This window comes from Streptomyces sp. Je 1-369 (assembly GCF_026810505.1).
Taxonomy (GTDB): domain Bacteria; phylum Actinomycetota; class Actinomycetes; order Streptomycetales; family Streptomycetaceae; genus Streptomyces.
In genome coordinates this window covers 3,678,963-3,698,242 of record NZ_CP101750.1, presented here as the reverse complement: position 1 = coordinate 3,698,242, position 19,280 = coordinate 3,678,963, and the positions used below count along the sequence as shown (strand labels likewise).

The following is a 19,280-nucleotide window of genomic DNA, read 5'->3' as shown; positions in this document are numbered from 1 at the left end:
CAGAACCCGGGCGCCTCAGGAGTTGTACGTGCTCTGGGCGCGTTCCAGGCCCTCGGTGATCAGGGCCTCCACCGCGTCCGTCGCGCGGTCCACGAGGTAGTCGAGTTCCTTGCGTTCCGTCGAGGAGAAGTCCTTGAGGACGAAGTCCGCGACCTGCATGCGGCCGGGCGGGCGGCCGATGCCGAAGCGGATGCGGTGGTAGTCGGGGCCCATCGCCTTGGTCATCGACTTCAGACCGTTGTGGCCGTTGTCGCCGCCGCCCAGCTTCAGGCGCAGCGTGCCGTAGTCGATGTCCAGTTCGTCGTGGACCGCGACGATGTTCGCCGTGGGGACCTTGTAGAAGTCGCGGAGCGCGGTCACGGGGCCGCCCGAGACGTTCATGTACGACATGGGCTTGACCAGGATGACGCGGCGGTTCGCCGGGCCGGGTGCCCCGATCCGGCCCTCGACCACCTGTGCCTGCGCCTTGCCGGCCCGCTTGAACTTGCCGCCGATGCGCTGCGCGAGCAGGTCGGCCACCATGAAGCCCACGTTGTGCCGGTTCATGGCGTACTCGGGTCCCGGATTGCCGAGGCCCGCGATCAGCCAGGGGGCGCTGGCGTCGGTCGTCACGTGCATGTCTCCTTCATACGCGCATCACTGGCTCGGAGGCTCGTAGGCTCACGCGCGGCAGCCGCCGCCCCCCTTGAGGAGCGGCGGCTGCCGTGTGGACGGGTGTCGCTGAGGCTCAGGCCTCGGCGGCGTCGCCCTCGGCGTCGTCGGCCGGGGCCTCCTCGGCCTGCGCGGCCAGGACCTGGAGGACGACGGTGTCGTCCTCGACGGCCAGCGTGGAGCCGGAGGGCAGCGGGATGTCCTTGGCGAGGACCGACGCGCCGGCGTCCAGGCCCGCCACGGAGACGGTGACCGACTCCGGGATGTGGGTGGCCTCGGCCTCGACCGTGAGGGTGTTCAGGACGTGCTCGAGCAGGTTGTTGCCCGGCGCCAGGTCGCCCTCGGTGTGGACGGGGATCTCGACGGTGACCTTCTCGCCGCGCTTCACGATGAGCAGGTCGACGTGCTCGAGGATGCCGATGCGGAGGGCGTCACGCTGGACGGCCTTCGGGATGACGAGCTCGCTGCGGCCGTCGATGTCCAGGTTGATCAGGACGTTCGAGGTCTTCAGCGCCATGAGGGTGGCGTGGTGCGGAAGGGCGATGTGGACCGGCTCCGAGCCGTGGCCGTAGACAACGGCGGGCAGCTTGTCGGCGCGACGCAGACGGCGGGCGGCGCCCTTGCCGAACTCGGTACGGGTCTCGGCGGTGATCTTCACCTCGGACATGTGCACTCCTCGTATATGCAGTGACGGAAAAGAATCGGTCACCCGGCCACGAACGGCCTGCTACGAAGAGCGCGTCGATAACGGACAGCCACACACAAAAGTGCGGCCTCCCTCGCCGAGCAACTTCAGCAGTCTACTCGGCGCGGGAGGCCGCACCAAAAGGATCTTCCGAGCGGGACCTACTGCTCGTCGAAGAGGCTCGTCACCGAACCGTCCTCGAAGACCTCGCGCACCGCGTTCGCGATCGTCGGCGCGATGGAGAGCACCGTGATCTTGTCGAGCTCGAGCTCGCTCGGCGTCGGCAGCGTGTCCGTGAAGACGAACTCGCTGACCTTGGAGTTCTTCAGGCGGTCCGCGGCGGGGCCCGAGAGGACACCGTGCGTGGCCGTGACGATGACGTCCTCCGCGCCGTGCGCGAACAGGGCGTCGGCGGCGGCGCAGATCGTGCCACCCGTGTCGATCATGTCGTCGACCAGGACGCAGACGCGGCCCTTCACCTCACCGACCACCTCGTGCACGGTGACCTGGTTCGCGACGTCCTTGTCGCGGCGCTTGTGCACGATCGCGAGCGGCGCGCCGAGACGGTCGCACCAGCGGTCGGCGACGCGCACGCGGCCGGCGTCGGGGGAGACGACGGTCAGCTTCGAGCGGTCGACCTTCGCGCCCACGTAGTCCGCGAGGATCGGCAGCGCGAAGAGGTGGTCGACCGGGCCGTCGAAGAAGCCCTGGATCTGGTCGGTGTGCAGGTCGACCGTGAGGATGCGGTCGGCACCCGCGGTCTTCATGAGGTCCGCGATCAGACGCGCCGAGATCGGTTCACGCCCGCGGTGCTTCTTGTCCTGGCGCGCGTAACCGTAGAACGGCACGATGACGGTGATGGAGCGGGCCGACGCGCGCTTGAGCGCGTCGATCATGATGAGCTGCTCCATGATCCACTTGTTGATCGGAGCGGTGTGGCTCTGGATCAGGAAGCAGTCGGCGCCGCGCGCCGACTCCTGGTAGCGGACGTAGATCTCGCCGTTGGCGAAATCGAAGGCCTTCGTCGGCACGATGCCGACACCCAGCTTGTGTGCGACCTCCTCGGCCAACTCGGGGTGGGCGCGGCCGGAGAAGAGCATCAGCTTCTTCTCGCCGGTCGTCTTGATCCCGGTCACAGCACTGTCTCCTCAGAGAGTTCTTCCCGCTGCCGTACTCACGCGTCCCGGTGCGTCGAGTCGGCCGAATGTGCACTATCACGGTACGCCGTGTCCGGCGCACCTGTTTCCGGTCAGCTTTCGCCGGCCGGCTCCCGGGACGCCGCCTCGGCCGCCTTCGCGGCCGCGCTCCCCGGACGCTTACGGGCCACCCAGCCCTCGATATTCCGCTGCTGGCCCCGCGCGACGGCCAGCGAACCCGCCGGCACGTCCTTCGTGATCACGGACCCGGCGGCGGTGTACGCACCGTCCCCGACCGTGACAGGAGCCACAAACATGTTGTCCGAACCGGTCCGGACGTGCGACCCCACCGTGGTGTGGTGCTTGGCCTGGCCGTCGTAGTTCACGAAGACGCTCGCGGCGCCGATGTTGGAGTGCTCGCCGATGGTCGCGTCACCCACGTACGAGAGGTGCGGCACCTTCGAGCCGTCGCCGATCGTCGCGTTCTTCATCTCCACATACGTACCCGCCTTGGACTTGACGCCAAGCCGGGTACCGGGGCGCAGATACGCGAACGGGCCGACGAGCGCCTGCTCGCCGATCTCCGCGGTGTCCGCGACGGTGTTGTCGACGCGCGCCCCCGCGCCCACCGAGGTGTCCTTGAGGCGGGTGTTCGGGCCGACCTCGCACCCCTTGCCGAGGTGCGTGGCGCCGTGCAGCTGCGTGCCCGGCTGGATGACCGCGTCGCGCTCGAACGTCACCGTCGCGTCCACCCACGTCGACGCGGGGTCCACGACCGTCACGCCCGCGAGCATCGCGCCGGTCAGCAGTCGGTCGTTCAACGTGCGCCGGGCCTGTGCCAGTTGGACGCGGTTGTTGATGCCCGCGATCTCCTCGTGGTCGTCCGCCACGGCGGCGCCGACGCGGTGCCCGGCCTCGCGCAGGATGCCGAGTACGTCGGTCAGGTACTCCTCGCCCTGGCTGTTGTCCGTGCGGACCTTGCCGAGGGCCTCGGAGAGGAGTCGGCCGTCGAACGCGAAGACACCGGAGTTGATCTCGCGGATCTCGTGCTGCGCCTCGGTGGCGTCCTTGTGCTCGACGATCGCCGTGACGGAGCCGTCGGTGCCGTCGCGCACGATGCGGCCGTAGCCGGTCGCGTCCGGCACCTCGGCGGTCAGCACGGTCACGGCGTTGCCGTCGCCGCTGTGCACGGCGGCGAGCTTCTGCAGCGTCGCGCCCGTGAGGAGGGGGGTGTCGCCGCAGACCACCACGACGGTGCCGTCGACCGTGCCGCCGAGCTCCTCGAGGCCGATGCGGACGGCGTGCCCCGTGCCGTTCTGCTCGGCCTGGTAGGCGGTGCGGACCTGCGGGGCGATGGCCCCCAGGTGCTCGCGGACCTGGTCGCTCTGGAAACCGACGACGGTGACGAGCTGCTCGGGCGAGAGCGCGGAGGCGGCGTGGAGCACGTGCCCGATGAGGGAACGTCCACAGATGTCGTGCAGGACCTTGGGCCGGTCCGACTTCATACGGGTGCCCTCACCCGCTGCGAGGACGACGACGGCTGCCGGGCAGGTTGCGCTCACGGGGGATGCCCTTCGGCTTCGGATGGGTTGGGTTCCTCTGTGGGAGGACATCCGCAGGATACCGGGGCGTTGTGCGGTGGAAATGAGGGCGGGTGGTCCCGGCCTCGGCGGTCAGGCTCTGAGGACCCGGAGAAAGAGTGCAGCTCCCCCATCAGGATTCGAACCTGAACAGACGGTACCAAAAACCGCAGTGCTGCCTGATTACACCATGGGGGATCAAACTCGACCGAACCGGACATTCCGTCAGGTTGCCGAGTCGGCACGCAACACTATGCCGTACCGACCCCCTTCCACGCGACGGTGGAGATCGCCATCCGGGCGTCGTCCGGTCGGCATCCGGTCGGCATCCGGTCGGCACGTGGTCGCGGAATGTGGACGTCCGGTCCGAAATCATGAGGGGTTCAGCAGTTCGAGGGATATCGGAAGGTTTCGCTTCCGGTCGAACAGGGCGTGTGCTGGATCACCGCGCCGGAAACTCACCGGAAAACCGGGGCGGAACGCCCGTACGCTGGAAGACATGACCACGACGGGGGACGACCGCACCACGGCCATGACCGGGCCATGGTGGTGGGAGCGGTGGCGCGGTGCCGCGCTGGACGTGGGGCTCGCCCTGCTGTCCGCGGCCGAGTGCGGGGCGGAGGGAGTGGCCTTCGCGCGGGACGCCGGGCTGCCCGTTCCGGTGGGGGTCGGCTTCGGCGTACTGGCGGGGGCCGCGCTGCTGATCCGACGGCGCTGGCCCATCGCGGTCGTCCTGATATCGATCGCCATCACGCCCGCCCAGATGGGCGTCCTGCTGACCGTCGTCGGCCTGTACACGCTGGCCGCGTCGGAGCTGCCGCGCCGCATCATCGGCGCCCTGGCCGGCATGTCGATGGCGGGCACCCTCGTCGTCGCGCTGGTGCGGGCCAACCAGGACATGACCGAGGGCAGCCCCTCGATCGGCAGCGAGTTCATCCCCTTCTTCGCCGTGACCGCCGCGATCGGCGTGACCGCGCCCCCGGTCCTCCTCGGGCTGTACGTGGGAGCGCGCCGCCGCCTCGTCGAGGGCATGCGGGAGCGCGCGGACAGCCTGGAGCGCGAGCTCCAACTCCTCGCGGAGCGCGCCGAGGAGCGCGCCGAGTGGGCGCGGAACGAGGAGCGGACGCGGATCGCCCGCGAGATGCACGACGTGGTGGCGCACCGGGTGAGCCTGATGGTGGTGCACGCGGCGGCCCTCCAGGCGGTGGCGCGCAAGGACCCCGAGAAGGCCGTCAAGAACGCCGCGCTCGTCGGCGACATGGGCCGTCAGGCGCTGACCGAGCTCCGCGAGATGCTGGGGGTGCTGCGCACGGGCGACGGTACGAAGGCGAGGGCGGAGAAACCCGCCGAGCCGCCGCTGGCCGCCGTGGCCTTCGCGGCCGCCGCGGCGGCGTCCCGCGCGGTGGACGAGGACGGCCCCTGCCTCGCGGAGCTCGAAGAGCTGGTGGGCCAGTCGCGGACCGCGGGCATGGCGGTGGCCCTGTCGGTGGAGGGCGAGGCGCGGGACTGCTCCGCCGAGGTGGAGCAGACGGCGTACCGGGTGGTGCAGGAGGCGCTGACCAACGTCCACAAACACGCGGCGGGCGCGAAGACCCACGTGCGGCTCGCGTACCGCAGCGCGGAGATCGCGATGCAGGTGGAGAACGAACCCCCGCCGGAGGCCGACGCCTCGTCCGACGCCCGGCTGCCGAGCGGCGGCAACGGCCTCGTCGGCATGCGGGAGCGTGTGATGGGCCTGGGCGGGGTGTTCGTCTCGGGTCCGACGGACGGGGGCGGGTTCCGGGTGTCGGCGGTGCTTCCGGCGGCCGTATAGCGGTCGTATGGCGGTCGCATGGCGGCCGTATGGAGGGTCGGCCGCGTAGTCCTATATGCCGGAGCTCGCCGACAGGCGGGTGGGCTGGGCGCCGGTGACGAGCGTGGCCAGAGCCTGGTCGATGTGGGCGCCGAGGAACCAGTCGCCGCTGTGGTCGAGGCTGTAGACGCGGCCCTCGGTGTCGATGGCGAGCAGAGCCTGCGTGTCCGGCTCCTCGCCGATGGGGCAGACCTCGGTGCCGAGCGCGCGGCCCAGATCGCCGAGGGTGCGGGCGAGGTGGAGGCCGTACATGGGGTCGAGGTGCACCGTGGCGGGCGCTATCTGCCGGCCGGGCCCCTGCGGGGTGATGTGCAGGCCGCCGAACTCGGCCCACGCCTCGACGGCCGCGGGGAAGACGGTGTGCCGGTGTCCTGCCGGTGAGGTGTGGCGGCGCAGGGCGTCGGCCCAGATCTCGGCCTGCTTTATGTCCCAGTGGCCCGGACGCCAGCCCGCGGCGCGCAGGGCGGCGTCGACGGGGACGGGGAAACGGGTGCTGCCGCCGGTGCCGGGTGCGGCGGCGGTGGCGGGGTGGTCGGGGTGCATGGGGTGGTAACCCTCGTTCGGGTGGTGGTGGCGGTCGGCCGGGCGGCGGATCAGGCTTCCGTGGCTGTGGGGTCGACGACGCGGACACCGAAGTGGGCGGTGAGCGCGGTACAGGAACGGCAGGGCTGGGCGAAGTGCCCGTGCAGGGGGTCGCCGTCCTCACGGATGCGGCGAGTGGTCAGTTTGGCGTGTTTGAGCGCCTTGCGGGCCTCGCCGTTGGTCATGGGTTTGCGCGAGGCACGCTTGGAGCGGCTCGCGTCGGCCGCCGTGAGGTGGCGGGAGACGAGGATGGCCTCGGCACAGCGCCCGGTGAAGCGCTCGCGCTGCCCGCTGGTGAGGGCGTCGAGGAAGTCCTGGACGAGCGGGTGCAGGGCGGGGGGTTCCTCGCCGCGGCCCGCGGTGCAGGTGAGCGTGGTCTGGCCGCGTACGGAGAGGGCGGCGGCGACCGTGGGCAGGATGCCGTCGCGGCGCTGACGCAGGATGGGCGCGTGGGCGGCGGTCGCACTCCAGCCGACGCGTGGGTCACCGGCGGCCTGCGCGGCGTGCGCGGTCTGCACGGACTGCACGGACTGTGCGACTTGTGCGGTCTTCGCGGCCTGTTCGGTCTTCGCCGCCTGTGCCGCGTGTGCGGCCTGTGCCGCCTGTGCGGCCGTCGGGATGGTGCCCGGGGCCGTGCCGTCGGCGGTCGTGGCGCCCGCCGTCGTGGCCAGTGTCTGGCCGGACATGCTGCTCTGTGCCGTCTGCATCGTGCTCTTCCCTCCCCCTGCTCGCGGCCGTCACCGCGTGTACAACGCCCCCGCGTCGCGGGGACAGCCTGCCAAATGGGGCGGGTGGTGCGGAAGCTGGGGCACTGCGACACGCCTGGCTTTCCGCCGGGATTCGTCACACGGTGACCGTCCGGTGGCTGGTGGTCATGGAACCGGAGGCCCGGTGACCGGTGCCGCCCTTGCGCATAGGCTGTGTCGACATCGCGGGACCGGAAAGCGCAGAAGCGGGACCGGAAACCGCGAGAGCGGGACCGGAAACCGCGGAAGCGGGACCAGAAACCGCGGAAATAGAAACAGAACCAGAACCTTCCACAGTGCCGCAGGGGGCAACCGCCATGACGACAGGTCGGCTGGGGCAGCAGTCAGCGCCGCCGAACGCGGCCTACGCCGGGCAGGTCGTGCACTTCCCGGACCCGGTCCGTGCCGCCCGCCATCCCAGAGGCGTGCGGATGGACGAGCACGGTCATCCGGACTTCTCGGCGTACGCTCGCGCGGCCGCCGAGATCGCCGAGCCCCCGGAGGGCTTCGGCGTCGACGAACTGCGCCTGACGGACTACGTTTCGGCCAACGCGGCGATGGCGGCGGCCGACCACGACCTGTGGGACACGATTCCCGCGGTGGCGACCCCGCACGGCTGGACCTGGCACCACGTGCCGAACAGCCGCCGCCTGGAACTGGTCCCCGTCGAGGTGAAGGCGCTGCTGCGGCACCACGGCGGCATAGCGACGACGACCGTGGACCAGAACAAGAGGGGCACGCGTCCGCTCCAGGAGACGCGTCCCGCCCACTTCGGTCTGCCGAAGGCCGCGGTCGCGGTGACGGAACAGCAGGTGCAGAGCGTCGAGGAGGACCTCGGCTACCGGCTGCCCGGCGCCTACCGCTCGTTCCTGAAGGCCGCGGGCGGCTGCGCGCCGGTCGGCGCCGCGCTCGACGCCGAGCTGGGGCTCCTCGTGGACCAGCCGTTCTTCACGGTGCGGGACGAGGCCGCCGTCAACGACCTGGTGTACGTGAACAAGTGCCTGCGCGACCACCTCACCAAGGACTACCTGGGTGTCGCTTTCGTGCAGGGCGGTCTGCTCGCCGTGAAGGTGAAGGGCGACCGGATCGGTTCGGTGTGGTTCTGCGCGTACGACGACGCGCGCGACGTCTCGGAGGCGGCCGGGTGGCCCCCCGCCGAGCGGGTGCGGCAGCTGCTGCTGCCGTGCGGCGACGACTTCGACGTGTTCCTGTCCCGGCTCGCGGGCAACCCGCCGGAGCTGGAGACCGTGGCGAACCTGATGGTGGACGGCGGCTTCGCGCACGCCGTCTCCGTGTCCTCGGGTGGGGAGTGACGTAACGATGGTGACCTTCGCACAGGCGCAGGAGCGCGCCGAGGAATGGATCAACGGCGACGTGCCCGGCTACCAGCACCGTGAGGTGCGGGTCCGGGAGTTCGACCTCGGGTTCGTGGTGTGGGCCGAGGACCGGGAGAACGGTCCCGTCTCCGACGGCGGCGCACAGCGGCTCGTCATCGCACGGGACAGCGGCGAGGCGACGCTCTGGCCGAGCCTCGCGGTGGGTGAGGTGATCCGCCGGTACGAGGAGGAGTACGGGCTGACGGACATGGCGCCGGAGGACGCGGTGCCTGCCCCGCCCGAGCGGGTCGACCTCAACCAGACGTCGTTCCTGCTGACGCCTCCGGAGTGGCTCCAGGAGGCGGCGGACAAGCTGGGTATTCCGGACCGGCGGTCGGAGGCGCGGGGTTCGCGGGGCGAGCCTTCGGGGGCGCCGGGTGCTTCGGTGGCGCCGGGTGCACCCGAGGCTCCGGGTGCTCCGGGTGGGCCTGCCGCGCCCGAGGTCCCGGGTGTGCCGGGTGCGCCTGCCGCGTCCGAGGCTCCGGGTGCGCCCGCTGAGCCCTTTGCTCCCGCCGCGTCCGAGACTGCGCCTGCTGCGCCTGCTTCGCCTGCGGCTCCTGAAGGTCCGGCTGCGCCCTTTGCGCCTGCCGGGCCTGAGGCTCCGGCCGCGCCCGCCGCGCCCGGGGGCGGTACGCCGTGGCCTGTGGCCGGGGGGTCGGCGGAGGACGCCGTGTCGGAGCCCCTGCCCGAGCCCGTGGCCGAGTTCGACGACGACCTGCCCGCGACGTCGGCGGGCGTGCCCGCGGACGCGACCCCGTGGGCCGGTACGGACACCAACGCCGATGCGGGCGAGGACCATTCGGTGCCGCTGCCCGCAACGGTGTTCGCGCCGCAGCTGACCGGCCTGGACGAGGACGAGACGCCGCCTCCGGCCGCCACGCCCGACGCCAAGACGGCGCTGATGCACGGGGGCAGCCAGTTGCCGGCGACGGCGATCGCGCCCGCGCTGAGCAACCCGACGCCGGGCAGCCCGACGCCGAGCAGCCCCGCTCCGGGTGCGCCCGCCGGGCCGCCGCCGGCCGGTCCTTCGACGCCCCTGCCCCCGCCGTCCGGCGCCCCGGGTGGCCCCACGGCGCAGTCGCCGAACGCGCCGCAGCCGCCGGTCGGTTCACCCGCGCCGCTGCCTCCGCCGTCGGGCGCGCCCGCAGGGCAGTCGCCGAACGCGCCGTACCCGCCTGCCGGTTCGTCGGCGCCTCTCCCTCCGCCGTCCGGCGCTCCCGCCGCGCAGTCGCCGAACGCGCCGCAGCCCCCCGCCGGTTCGCCGACGCCTCCGCCCGGTGCCCCTGACTCCTCCGCGTACGGGTATCCGCAGCCGCCCGCCGTGCCCGGGGCCGGGGACATCGCGGCCGCCGCCACGAGCAAGGCGAGCGCGAGCACGCCGCCGCCCTCCGGGCCCGGCGCTCCCGGTACGCCTGCCGGAGGCTACGTACCGACACAGCTCGTCTCCTCGCTGGGCCCGGACGGCCCGAAGCCGCCCGCCGCGCCCGCGGCACCCGCCGCTCCGGGTACGCCTCCCGGTGGTGTGCACCACGCGGCGACGATGCTGGCCGACCCGAGCATGGGCGGCGGCCTGAAGCCGCCGGGTGCGCCAGGGGCTCCTGGCGCTCCGGGTACGCCCCCGGGCGCGCCCCAGCCGCCCGGCCCGCCCGGTGCGCCCGGTGCGCCCGGGGCTCCGCAGCCTCCCGGTCCGCCCGGCGCTCCGGGTACGCCTCCCGGTGGTGTGCACCACGCCGCGACGATGCTGGCCGACCCGAGCATGGGCGGCGGCCTGAAGCCGCCCGGCGCCCCGGGTGCCCCGCAGCCTCCCGGCCCTCCCGGCGCCCCTGGTGCGCCTGGTGCTCCGCAGCCCCCCGGTCCGCCCGGCGCCCCGGGCGCTCCTGGCGCCCCCGGTACCCCGCCCCCCGGCGGCGGCGTCCACCACGCAGCGACGATGCTGGCCGGACCCGCGGTCGGCGGCCCCGGCGCCCCCGGCATGCCCCCACCCCCCGCCCCGGGCCAGCACGCCCCCGGAATGCCAGGCGGCCCTGGAGGCCCCGGCATGCCCGCCAACCCCGGAGGCCCCGGCGCCCCCGGCATGCCCGCCGCCCCCCAGCCCTACGGCTACCCCCACCCCCCCACCGGCCAGCCCACCGTCGGCCCCGGCTACCAGGCCGTGCTGCGTTACCGTGCCGCCGACGGGTCCGAGCAGCAGCTCATCCGGCGGTCCGCGCCCGGTACGCCGCACCCGGAGTGGCAGATCCTGCACGAGCTGCGCGGCATGAACGTGCCGCCGCAGCAGGTGCTCGAGCTCCACACCGAGCTGGAGTCCTGCGAGCTGCCCGGCGCGTACTGCGCGCGGATGATCCGGGAGACCTGGCCGCAGGCGCGGATCACGTCGATCGCCCCGTACGGCAGGGACCACGCGTCCCGCCAGCAGGGCGTGCAGCAGCTCCTCGCCCACCAGGGCGAGCTGCACCAGGTCGCGGACGGCCCCGCGAGGCCCGCCCCCGTGCGTGCCCCGCTCCAGCAGATGCCGCCCGCGCAGCCGATCCCGCCGGAGGGCGTCGCGCAGGAGCTGGCCGCGGCCTTCGGGCCCGGCATCTTCCGGTTCGACCAGCGGGCCGTGTCGCGGCAGGGCGTGCCGGACATCGTGGCGCACACCCTCGTCGTGGCGGGCCTGCCCGTCGACTTCGGGCCGTTCTTCTGGGCGCAGGCCCAGCCGGGCCGCCCCGTGCCGACGCTGGCGGAGCTCGCGCAGGAGCGGGGCGTGCAGCCCGCGTCCGACGCGGGGTCGTACCTGGTGATGGGCAGCGACTTCGGTCGTGCGCTGTGCGTGCAGTACGGCACGGCGAACATCGTGGCGGTGCCGGTGGAGGCCGGTCCCGGCGGAGCCCCCGTGCCGCCGCAGTTCGTGAACACGGGGCTGCCCGAGTTCGCGCGCTGCATGGCGCTGCTCGGCCGGATGTGGCGGCTGCGGTTCGGGCTCAACCAGGAGCAGGCGGGCCGCTGGACCGTCGACTTCCAGAACCAGCTGGCCGCGCTCGACCCGGCGGCGCTCGCGTCGCCGGAGAGCTGGTGGTCCGTGCTCTTGGAGCAGATGTGGGACGGGCTGCTGTAGTGCGCGACCTGTAGGTGACATCGAGGCGCCCGGCCCGGGGACGGGGCGGGCGCCTCGCCCATTCGGGGCGCGAGCGGCGGGAATGGCGCCCCGATTCCGACTTCCGGCGCCAATTGACGCATCCTTGACCGGGTGGAGTGGGCGGAGTGTCGCGTTATGAGCGCTTCCGCTTGATCCATCAAGATGTGCGCCAATCGCGCTGTACGCGTGCGGTACGTCGGAGAGGGGATCCAAGGATGAGCAGCAGCGGTGCATCGTCGTCGCCCTACGGCTTCGTCACCGTGCGGGGGCGCGGCTACCGTCCCGAGCAGGTCGAGGCGTACGCCGCCGGCCTCTCCCAGGAGCGGGACGGGGCGTGGGAGCGTGCGGCCCGGCTCACCGTCCTGGCCAAGGACATGGAGGTGGAGGCGGAGCACCTGCGGGACGTGGTGTCGCGGCTCGCGCCCCAGACGTACGAGACGCTCAGCGAGCGGGCCCGGCAGATCCTGACTCTCGCGGAGACGGAGGCCGCCGCGGTACGGGAGAGCGCGGCGGCCGAGGCGCAGGCGGTGACGGAGGACGCGGAGGCCGGGGCCCGGGAGGTACGGGAGTCCGCGCGCGCCTACGCCGAGCGGGTCGGCGCCGACGCGGAGGAGTGGGCCGGGCGGCGGCTCCAGGCGGACCGGGCGACGGCCGACGAGACCAGGATCGCGGCCCGCCAGGACGTGAAGGCGTGGCGCGGCGAGGCGCTGGCGGCGCTGCGCGAGATGCGGCAGCGGTGCGAGGGGCTGCTCGCCGAGCAGGAGAAGGAGCAGGGCGAGCGGTGGGAGGCGGCCGAGCGCGAGACCGCCGAGCGCGAGGCGGCGTCCGACGCGCGGGACGCCGAGCGGGTGGCCGCGGCGGAGGCGAGGCTCTCCGAGGCCAAGCGGGCCTTCGCGGAGGCGGAGGAGTCGGCGCGGCACCGGCAGGAGGACGCGGAGGCGCGGGGCGCGGAGATCGTCGCGGAGGCGGTCCTGTGCGAGGAGCGGGTGACCCGCGAGACGGAACGGATCCTGCGCGAACACGGCGAGCGCTGGGACGAGGTACGGGCCCACATGGACCACGTGCGCAGCAGCCTGGCGACGCTGACGGGCCGTGCTCCCGCGGAGGAGACGCCGTAGAGCCCCTTCCCCCGCTCGCCCGGTGGGCGGGCGGGGGAAGGGGGCAGCGACCTGCCTAGTCCTCCAGTTGCGGCAGGACCCCCTCGGGCCCGCCCTCGTCCACGATCGCGCGGAACGCCGTCATCATCGCGGCGACCCCGCCCGTCGGGACCACGACCAGGTCCTGGCACTGGAAGAACGCGCCGCCCGCCGCCTCGCCCGTCCGCTGCCAGCGGTCCATGGCGGCGGCGATCTCGCGGAGCGTCATGAAGGTGGCGCTCCACCTCGTGCCGTCGGGCAGCCGGAGTTCGGCGTCGGCGTTCTCGACGTCCTCGGCGCGGTCGTCCGCGCCCAGCAGGAACAGCGCCGTGAACCGGTCGTCCTCGACCAGGAGCTGCGGGTCACTTTCCATAGAGCTGCTTCAGCCTCGCAATCACCTTGGACTCGTTGCCCTTGTCGGACTTGCCGACGATCTCGATGCCGCCCTCCACGTTCCGGAAGAACAGGCGTCCGCCGTTCCGGCCGCGGGCGTACGTGATGTCCGTGCCCGCCAGCGCCTTGCTGCCGAGCCCGGGGTTCATGTTTCCACGGGAGAGCTGCTCGAAGAGACCGTCGAGGTCGCGCTGGACGGCCTGGTTCTTGCCCGCCTGCTGGGCGGCCTTGGACAGCTGGGAGTCCTTGCCGACGGCCGACGTGATGATCTTGCACGGGGCGGCGTTGTGCACGAGGACAGGGGTGTCGCCCGCGAGGACGTAGTACGTGTGCGCGCCCGCCACCGTGAGGTTGCGGACCTCCTGGGCCGGTGCGGTCCAGGAGGTGACCGCGTCGATCCGGGCGGGTGCGCCCGCGTCGGTGCGCAGCGTCATCCCCGTCGCGAGGTCCGTCGCGTTGGTCCACTGGTCCAGTTCGCCACCCGTCCAGAAGGGGTGCAGGTCGGTCGCGGTGAGCGAGGCCGTCCGGTCGCCGCTGTCGCCGTCGACGTCCACGTCGACCTTGACGAGGTTCTTCTCGCCGTCACCGACGATGAGGTCCGTGACGGGCTGCCCCTGGGTCGTGCCGGTGCCCGGCTCGGTGGCCAGGACCAGGTCGCCCTCCCGCACCTGCTCGATGGGGACGGCGGAACCGTCGGCCATGAGCACCGGCGTGCCGGGCAGGAAGCTGTTGCTCGCGCACGCGACGGCGGTCGACCCGCCCTTGCGGGCCTTGCGGACGTCGTCGGCGGTCAGGGCCTTGGCGCCGACCTTGGCGCCGACCTTGAGCCAGCGCAGGACGGCGAGGGAGCCCGCCGCCCGCTCCGCCCCGCTGAGTTCCTTGCCGGTGGCCAGGTCCTTGCCGGTGAGCGCCTCGACGATGCCCTTGCCGTCGCCGATGCCCGGCACCAGGTCGAGGAAGAGTGACATGCGGCGCTGCTGCGTGGCCTCGTCGAGGCCGGAGGAGCCGGTGCCCCAGGAGTCGCCGACGTGGGAGAAGTCGAAGTCGATGTCGGGGAGTTCGCTGAGCCGCTCGGCGCCCTTCTTGATGCCGGGGACGTGCTTGTTCGCGGTCTTCATGCCGCGGTTGGCCTGGGCGATGCCGTCGTTCATCTGCTTCATGCCCTTGTTGGCCTTGGCGATCCCCTTGTTCGCCTTGGCGAGGCCCGCGTTGACGTCGTCCACGCCCTCGTTCATCGTCTTGAGGGCGCGGTCCATCTGGGCGAAGCCCTTGTTCATCTGGTCGAACGCCGCGTTGAGCTCCCTGAGCTCCTTGCCCCAGTCGGTGGTGTCCTTGATGGGCTCGACCTCCCTCGACGGCGGGAAGCCGTAGTCGCCGACGACGACGGTGAGGATGCTCAGGGCGTAGAGCGAGTCGCTCGCCGTGCCCATCATCTCGTCGGCCTTGGCGACGTTCTTCGCGAGGTTGACCAGGTGCGGCTTGGCGGCCTTGGCGGTCTTGACCGCCTGGGTCAGGATCTTCTCCTGCTCCTTGGGGTCGGACGTCGACGAGGGGTCCTTCAGCTCGGCGAGCTTCAGCTTGCCCAGCGCCTCCAGCTCCGTGTCGAGCGTCTTGAAGCGGGCGCCGTGGTCCTTCATGACCGACTGTGTTCCGTAGAGGAACAGGGCGGTGCCGACGCCCGCGATCAGCGCCTTGCGGCCGAACTCTTTGAGGCAGTCGGCCTTTTCGAGGAGTCCGAGGTCGTCGCAGTGCGCGTAGTGGGAGACGCGCTCGGCGATCTCCAGGAGGCTCGCGGGCTTCTTCTCGGCGGCGGCCGCCGGGGTGCCCGCGGCGACGGCCGAGGTGAACGAGAGGGAGAGGGCGGCCACCGTCGTGACGAGCCTGGTGGTGGTTCTGTGCTGCATGCGTTCCTCAGTCATGGGGGCACTACGCCCATGACGATGTGACCCCCCGGAGCTGCATTTCTGACGGGTACCCGCCAGAAATAGTTACCAGCGAGTACGGTAACACCGCGACATCGCGGAATGTCTGATGGAATGTCTGACTTTCCCTCATCAAATCCTTACTTCCCCCGCCGTGCCGCCCCCGCGAGGATCCAGCCCTCCACCGCCTCGTACCGCCTGCGGTGCTCCTCGGCCTCCGCACGCCCGGAGAAGCGGCTGCCGAGCCAGCCGAGGAGGAAGCCCAACGGGATCGAGGCGATGCCTGTCGTCGTGAACGGGAACCAGGTGAAGTCGTGGTGCGGGAACGCGGCGCCGGGGCTCCCGGAGACCAGGTTCGTGCCGGTCATCAGGACCAGCGAGCCGAGCGTGCCGCCGAGCAGCGTCCAGAGCAGACCCGTCCGCGTGTAGCGGCGCCAGAAGAGGCTGTAGACCAGGGCGGGCGCCAGGGCGGACGCGCCCAGGCAGAACGAGAGGGTGGCCAGGGGTTGGAGGTTGTGGTCCTCGACCAGGACCGCGAGGAGGATCGCCGGGACTCCTATGGCCACCGCGGAGGCGCGGGCCAGCGTCATCTCGCGGCGCGGCGACGGGGCGCGGCGGCCCTGCGCGAAGACGTCGTGGGCCAGGGAGTTGGCGCAGGCGAGGATCATGCCGGCGACCGAGGCGAGCAGCGTCAGGAACAGTGCCGAGGTGACCGTCGTGAAGATCAGGGTCTCGGCGGCCGAGCTGTGGGCGCCGAACGCGGCGCGGGAGCCGAGGAGGTAGGCGGTGTTGCCCTGCGGGTCGTCCGCCGCGATCGCCGCACGCCCGAGCAGCGCCGTCGCACCGAACCCCACCACGGTGATGACGAGGACGAAGAGGGCGACCGACGAGACGGCCCAGGACATGGAGCGCCGTATCTCGCGGGCGTCGCGGGCCGTGTACATCCGCATCGTGACGTGCGGGAGCGCCGCGCCGCCGAGGACCACGGTCAGCTCCGAACTGATCATGTCGAGGCGCGGGTGCGGGCTGTCCGCGAACTGGAGACCGGAGCGGAGGTACGCCGGTCCCGCGCCGCTGCCGTCCCGCGCGGCGGCGAGCAGGGCGCCCGGGTTCCAGTCGAAGCGGTGCAGTATCAGAACGGCGACGACCGCGCCGGAGCCGAGCAGCATCACGATCTTCAGGATCTGGATGAGGGCGGTGCCCTTCATGCCGCCGATCGCCGCGTAGCTGATCATCAGCGCGCCGAGGGCGACGACGCAGCCGGTCTTCAGGCCGTCGCTGGAGAAGCCGAGGATGAAGGCGAGCAGGTCGCCCGCGCCCGCGAGCTGCACCAGCATCAGCGGGAGCAGGGCGGCGATGGTGGCCGCGCACGCGGCGATCCGGACGGCGCGGCCCGGCATGCGGCGCGCCACGACGTCCCCCATGGTGAACCGGCCCGCATTGCGCAGGGGTTCGGCCAGCAGGAACATCAGCAGCGTCAGGGAGAGCGCCGTGCTCAGGGCCAGGACCACACCGTCGTACCCGAGCAGCGCGATCACGCCCCCGGTGCCGAGGACGGTGGCCGCCGAGATGTAGTCGCCCGCGATGGCGAGGCCGTTGCGGAGCGGTGAGAGCGCGCCGTACCCGGTGTAGAACTCGTCGAGGTCGTCCCGGTCGGGCCCGGTCATGACGCACAGGAGCAGGGTGAGGGTGGCCACGACGGTGAAGGCCACCAGGGACATGGTCTGCGCTTCGGCGCTCATGAAGCCTCCCCGTCGCGCGGGGCGGTCGACGCGCGCTGTCTGCGCAGGCGTTCGGCGAGCGGGTCGAGGCGGCGGCGGGCCGTGCGCTCGAACAGGACGAGGGCGAGGCAGGTGACGGGGAGCTGGCACAGGCCGAGGAGCAGCCCCGTGGTCAGGCCGCCGGAGACGGTGCCGGTCATGAAGGACGGCGCGAGGGCGGACAGGACGAGGAAGAGCGTGAAGTAGCCGAGCGCGGTGAGGGTGGCGACCCGGCGCTGGATCCGGTAGGCGCCGCGCAGCTTGCGCAGGTCGCTGTGGCGGCCCGGAGCGGGGTGGCGGGGGAGGCGGGGGGCCGGGGGCGCTTCGGGCGGCTGGGGCTGCCAGGGGTAGGTGAGGTGGGGCTGCTGCTCGAACGGGGCGTGCGGGGGGTGTGGGGTGTGCGGGGGGTGCGGTGCGTGCGGGGCGTACGGCTCATGCGGGAAGGGAGCGTCGTACGCGTCGTACGCGTCATACGGAGGGTGGGTCATCCCGGTTCTCCTTGCGCGGCTTCCGGTCCGGTGGTGCGGACCGCAGGGAGCGAGAGGAGCCGAGACGTTACTCGTAAGTAGGCCCGGTGCGCGGGGTTTTCCTGGAACCGGTCAGTCGCTCTGTTGTGTGGGTGACAACTGGTCCTTCTGGGAGCTCAGTTGCTTCTCGTCGAGGACGGGGAAGCGTCGGGGCGCCAGGAAGAGCAGGACGGCCAGCGCGGCGACGGCGGCGCACCCCGCGCCGAGGTACACCGAGTCGACGGCCGTGTCGACCGCGCGCCGCAGCGGCTCGGGGTCGGCCACGGACTCCGGGTCGTCCAGGATGCGCGCCACCGAGTCGAGCGACCCGGCCCCGTCGAGCCGCGCGGCGAGGACTCCGTTGGCGACCGCGCCGAACAGCGCGGCGCCCAGCGTCTGGCCGATCTGGCGGCAGAACAGGACGGACGCGGTCGCCGTGCCGCGCTCGGCCCAGCCGACGCTGGACTGGACTCCGACGATGAGCGGCAGCTGGAAGAGGCCGAGGGCCGCGCCGAGCAGCAGCATGAGCAGCGCGGGCTGCCAGGCGGTGCCGGGGTAGGGCAGGAACGGGAAGGTGAAGAGGATCAGCGCGGCCGCGGAGATGCCGGTGATCGCGGTGTTGCGGAAGCCGATCCTGCGGTACACGTGCTGGCTGAGGGCGGCGGAGACCGGCCAGCTCAGCGTCATCACGGAGAGCACGAATCCGGCGGCGACCGGGGCGAGTCCGAGGACGGACTGCGCGTATGTGGGCAGGAAGACGGTCGGCGCCACCATCAGGAGGCCGAGCGCGCCGAGGGCGAGGTTCACCGCGGCGATGGTGCGCCGCCGCCAGACCCAGCCGGGGATGATCGGCTCCGCCGCCCCGCGCTCGACGAGGACGACGACGCCGATGAGTGCGAGCCCGGCGCCGAACAGCGCGAAGGACGGCGCCGACACCCAGTCCCAGGCGACCCCGCCCTGCACGAGCGCGGTCAGGAGGGTGCCGCCGCAGGCGAAGACGGCGAGCGCGCCGGGCCAGTCGATGGGGCCGCGCGGGACGGGATCGCGCGCGGGTTCGTGGAGGTGGCGCACGATCAGCCAGAGGGCGACCGCCCCTATGGGCAGGTTGATGAGGAAGATCCAGCGCCAGTCGGCGTACGAGGTGATGGCCCCGCCGAGCGCGGGCCCCGCGACGGCCGACGTGGCCCATACGGTCGACAACCTGGCCTGGATCCTGGGGCGTTCCTTGAGCGGGTAGAGGTCGGCGGCGAGGGTCTGCACGGTGCCCTGGACGGCGCCGCCGCCGAGTCCCTGGACGACGCGGAAGGCGATCAGCGACTCCATGTTCCAGGCGAGGGCGCAGAGTCCGGAGCCGAGCAGGAACAGCACGCAGCCCGCGATGAGGACGGGCTTGCGGCCGAAGGTGTCGGAGAGCTTGCCGTAGACGGGCAGGGTGACGGTGGCCGCGAGGAGGTAGCCGGAGAAGAGCCAGGAGAAGATCGAGAAGCCGCCGAGCGCACCCACGATCTGCGGGACGGCGGTCGACACGATGGTGGAGTCGACGGCGGCCAGCGCCATGGCGAGCATGAGCGCGGCGACGACCGCGCCCCTGCCGCGTATCGCGTCCTGCGTGCCCACGGAACTTCCTTCCCCCTGCATCCGGTTGCTGCGGGCCACCTTCTCACTCGGGGGAGGCCGTGGGCAGGGGTGGACGGTGGGGTGGAGGCAACCCTGAGTCGGACTCCACCGGCGGGTGGAGATCCCCTAGGGGTACCTCCGTACAACGGACTGGGGAGCGTTCGTCCCACTGGAGGATGAGGCGGCCCGCGGCGGTCCTTAGATTTGCTTTACGAGCCGG

General features: G+C 72.3%; 15 protein-coding genes and 1 tRNA gene. 4 read left to right on the top strand and 12 right to left on the bottom strand.

Annotated elements, in window-relative coordinates:
• Positions 1–15 precede the first annotated feature (15 nt).
• The 5 genes from pth to NOO62_RS16725 all read right to left on the bottom strand — a co-directional run bounded on the left by pth (position 16) and on the right by NOO62_RS16725 (position 4,250).
• A complete protein-coding gene (gene pth / locus NOO62_RS16745) occupies positions 16–618 on the bottom strand; it encodes an aminoacyl-tRNA hydrolase (RefSeq protein ID WP_268771684.1) in 603 nt (200 codons plus the stop codon).
• Positions 619–727: 109 nt separating this feature from the next.
• The gene (locus NOO62_RS16740) at positions 728–1,318 is read right to left on the bottom strand and encodes a 50S ribosomal protein L25/general stress protein Ctc (protein WP_268771683.1); all 591 of its coding nucleotides are present in this window, start codon (positions 1,316–1,318) and stop codon (positions 728–730) included.
• Positions 1,319–1,497: 179 nt separating this feature from the next.
• The gene (locus NOO62_RS16735; protein WP_150168841.1) at positions 1,498–2,472 is read right to left on the bottom strand and encodes a ribose-phosphate diphosphokinase; all 975 of its coding nucleotides are present in this window, start codon (positions 2,470–2,472) and stop codon (positions 1,498–1,500) included.
• Between the two features lie 113 nt (positions 2,473–2,585).
• Entirely contained in the window at positions 2,586–4,034 is a 1,449-nt protein-coding gene (gene glmU, locus NOO62_RS16730) for a bifunctional UDP-N-acetylglucosamine diphosphorylase/glucosamine-1-phosphate N-acetyltransferase GlmU (RefSeq protein WP_268771682.1), read from the bottom strand.
• Positions 4,035–4,177: 143 nt separating this feature from the next.
• A tRNA-Gln gene (locus tag NOO62_RS16725) sits at positions 4,178–4,250 on the bottom strand.
• Positions 4,251–4,551: 301 nt separating this feature from the next.
• On the opposite strand from NOO62_RS16725, the gene NOO62_RS16720 reads away from it, so the two are divergent.
• Positions 4,552–5,865, top strand: coding sequence for a sensor histidine kinase (locus NOO62_RS16720; RefSeq protein ID WP_268771681.1), 1,314 nt, complete (start codon positions 4,552–4,554; stop codon positions 5,863–5,865).
• 51 nt (positions 5,866–5,916) lie between these two features.
• Here NOO62_RS16720 and NOO62_RS16715 read toward each other — a convergent pair whose 3' ends face one another.
• Both NOO62_RS16715 and NOO62_RS16710 read right to left on the bottom strand, forming a co-directional pair.
• The gene (locus NOO62_RS16715; protein WP_268771680.1) at positions 5,917–6,447 is read right to left on the bottom strand and encodes an SUKH-3 domain-containing protein; all 531 of its coding nucleotides are present in this window, start codon (positions 6,445–6,447) and stop codon (positions 5,917–5,919) included.
• 50 nt (positions 6,448–6,497) lie between these two features.
• Positions 6,498–7,013 (bottom strand): YwqJ-related putative deaminase, encoded by a 516-nt coding sequence (locus NOO62_RS16710; RefSeq protein WP_268775651.1) that lies wholly within the window; start codon positions 7,011–7,013, stop codon positions 6,498–6,500.
• A 536-nt stretch (positions 7,014–7,549) separates the two neighbouring features.
• On the opposite strand from NOO62_RS16710, the gene NOO62_RS16705 reads away from it, so the two are divergent.
• From NOO62_RS16705 to NOO62_RS16695, 3 genes are all read left to right on the top strand, one after another.
• Positions 7,550–8,545 carry an SMI1/KNR4 family protein gene (locus NOO62_RS16705; RefSeq protein WP_268771679.1) on the top strand — a complete coding sequence of 332 codons (996 nt, stop codon included), beginning with the start codon at positions 7,550–7,552 and terminating at the stop codon, positions 8,543–8,545.
• Positions 8,546–8,552: 7 nt separating this feature from the next.
• Positions 8,553–11,705, top strand: a complete 3,153-nt coding sequence (locus NOO62_RS16700; protein WP_268771678.1) for an SUKH-4 family immunity protein — start codon at positions 8,553–8,555, stop codon at positions 11,703–11,705.
• Between the two features lie 236 nt (positions 11,706–11,941).
• Positions 11,942–12,844, top strand: a complete 903-nt coding sequence (locus tag NOO62_RS16695) for a cellulose-binding protein (protein ID WP_268771677.1) — start codon at positions 11,942–11,944, stop codon at positions 12,842–12,844.
• Between the two features lie 55 nt (positions 12,845–12,899).
• On the opposite strand, the gene NOO62_RS16690 is transcribed toward NOO62_RS16695, so the two are convergent.
• The 5 genes from NOO62_RS16690 to NOO62_RS16670 form a co-directional block, all read right to left on the bottom strand.
• Positions 12,900–13,235 carry a hypothetical protein gene (locus NOO62_RS16690; RefSeq protein WP_268771676.1) on the bottom strand — a complete coding sequence of 112 codons (336 nt, stop codon included), beginning with the start codon at positions 13,233–13,235 and terminating at the stop codon, positions 12,900–12,902.
• Positions 13,225–15,174, bottom strand: a complete 1,950-nt coding sequence (locus tag NOO62_RS16685) for a pre-toxin TG domain-containing protein (RefSeq protein ID WP_268771675.1) — start codon at positions 15,172–15,174, stop codon at positions 13,225–13,227. The genes NOO62_RS16690 and NOO62_RS16685 overlap by 11 nt, the downstream gene beginning before the upstream one ends.
• A 143-nt stretch (positions 15,175–15,317) precedes the next feature.
• A complete protein-coding gene (locus NOO62_RS16680) occupies positions 15,318–16,919 on the bottom strand; it encodes a cation acetate symporter (protein WP_268771674.1) in 1,602 nt (533 codons plus the stop codon).
• Positions 16,916–17,425, bottom strand: coding sequence for a DUF485 domain-containing protein (locus NOO62_RS16675; protein ID WP_268771673.1), 510 nt, complete (start codon positions 17,423–17,425; stop codon positions 16,916–16,918). Before NOO62_RS16675 ends, NOO62_RS16680 begins: the two co-directional genes overlap by 4 nt.
• 111 nt (positions 17,426–17,536) lie before the next feature.
• A complete protein-coding gene (locus tag NOO62_RS16670; protein WP_268775650.1) occupies positions 17,537–19,081 on the bottom strand; it encodes an MFS transporter in 1,545 nt (514 codons plus the stop codon).
• Between the last annotated feature and the right edge of the window lie 199 nt (positions 19,082–19,280).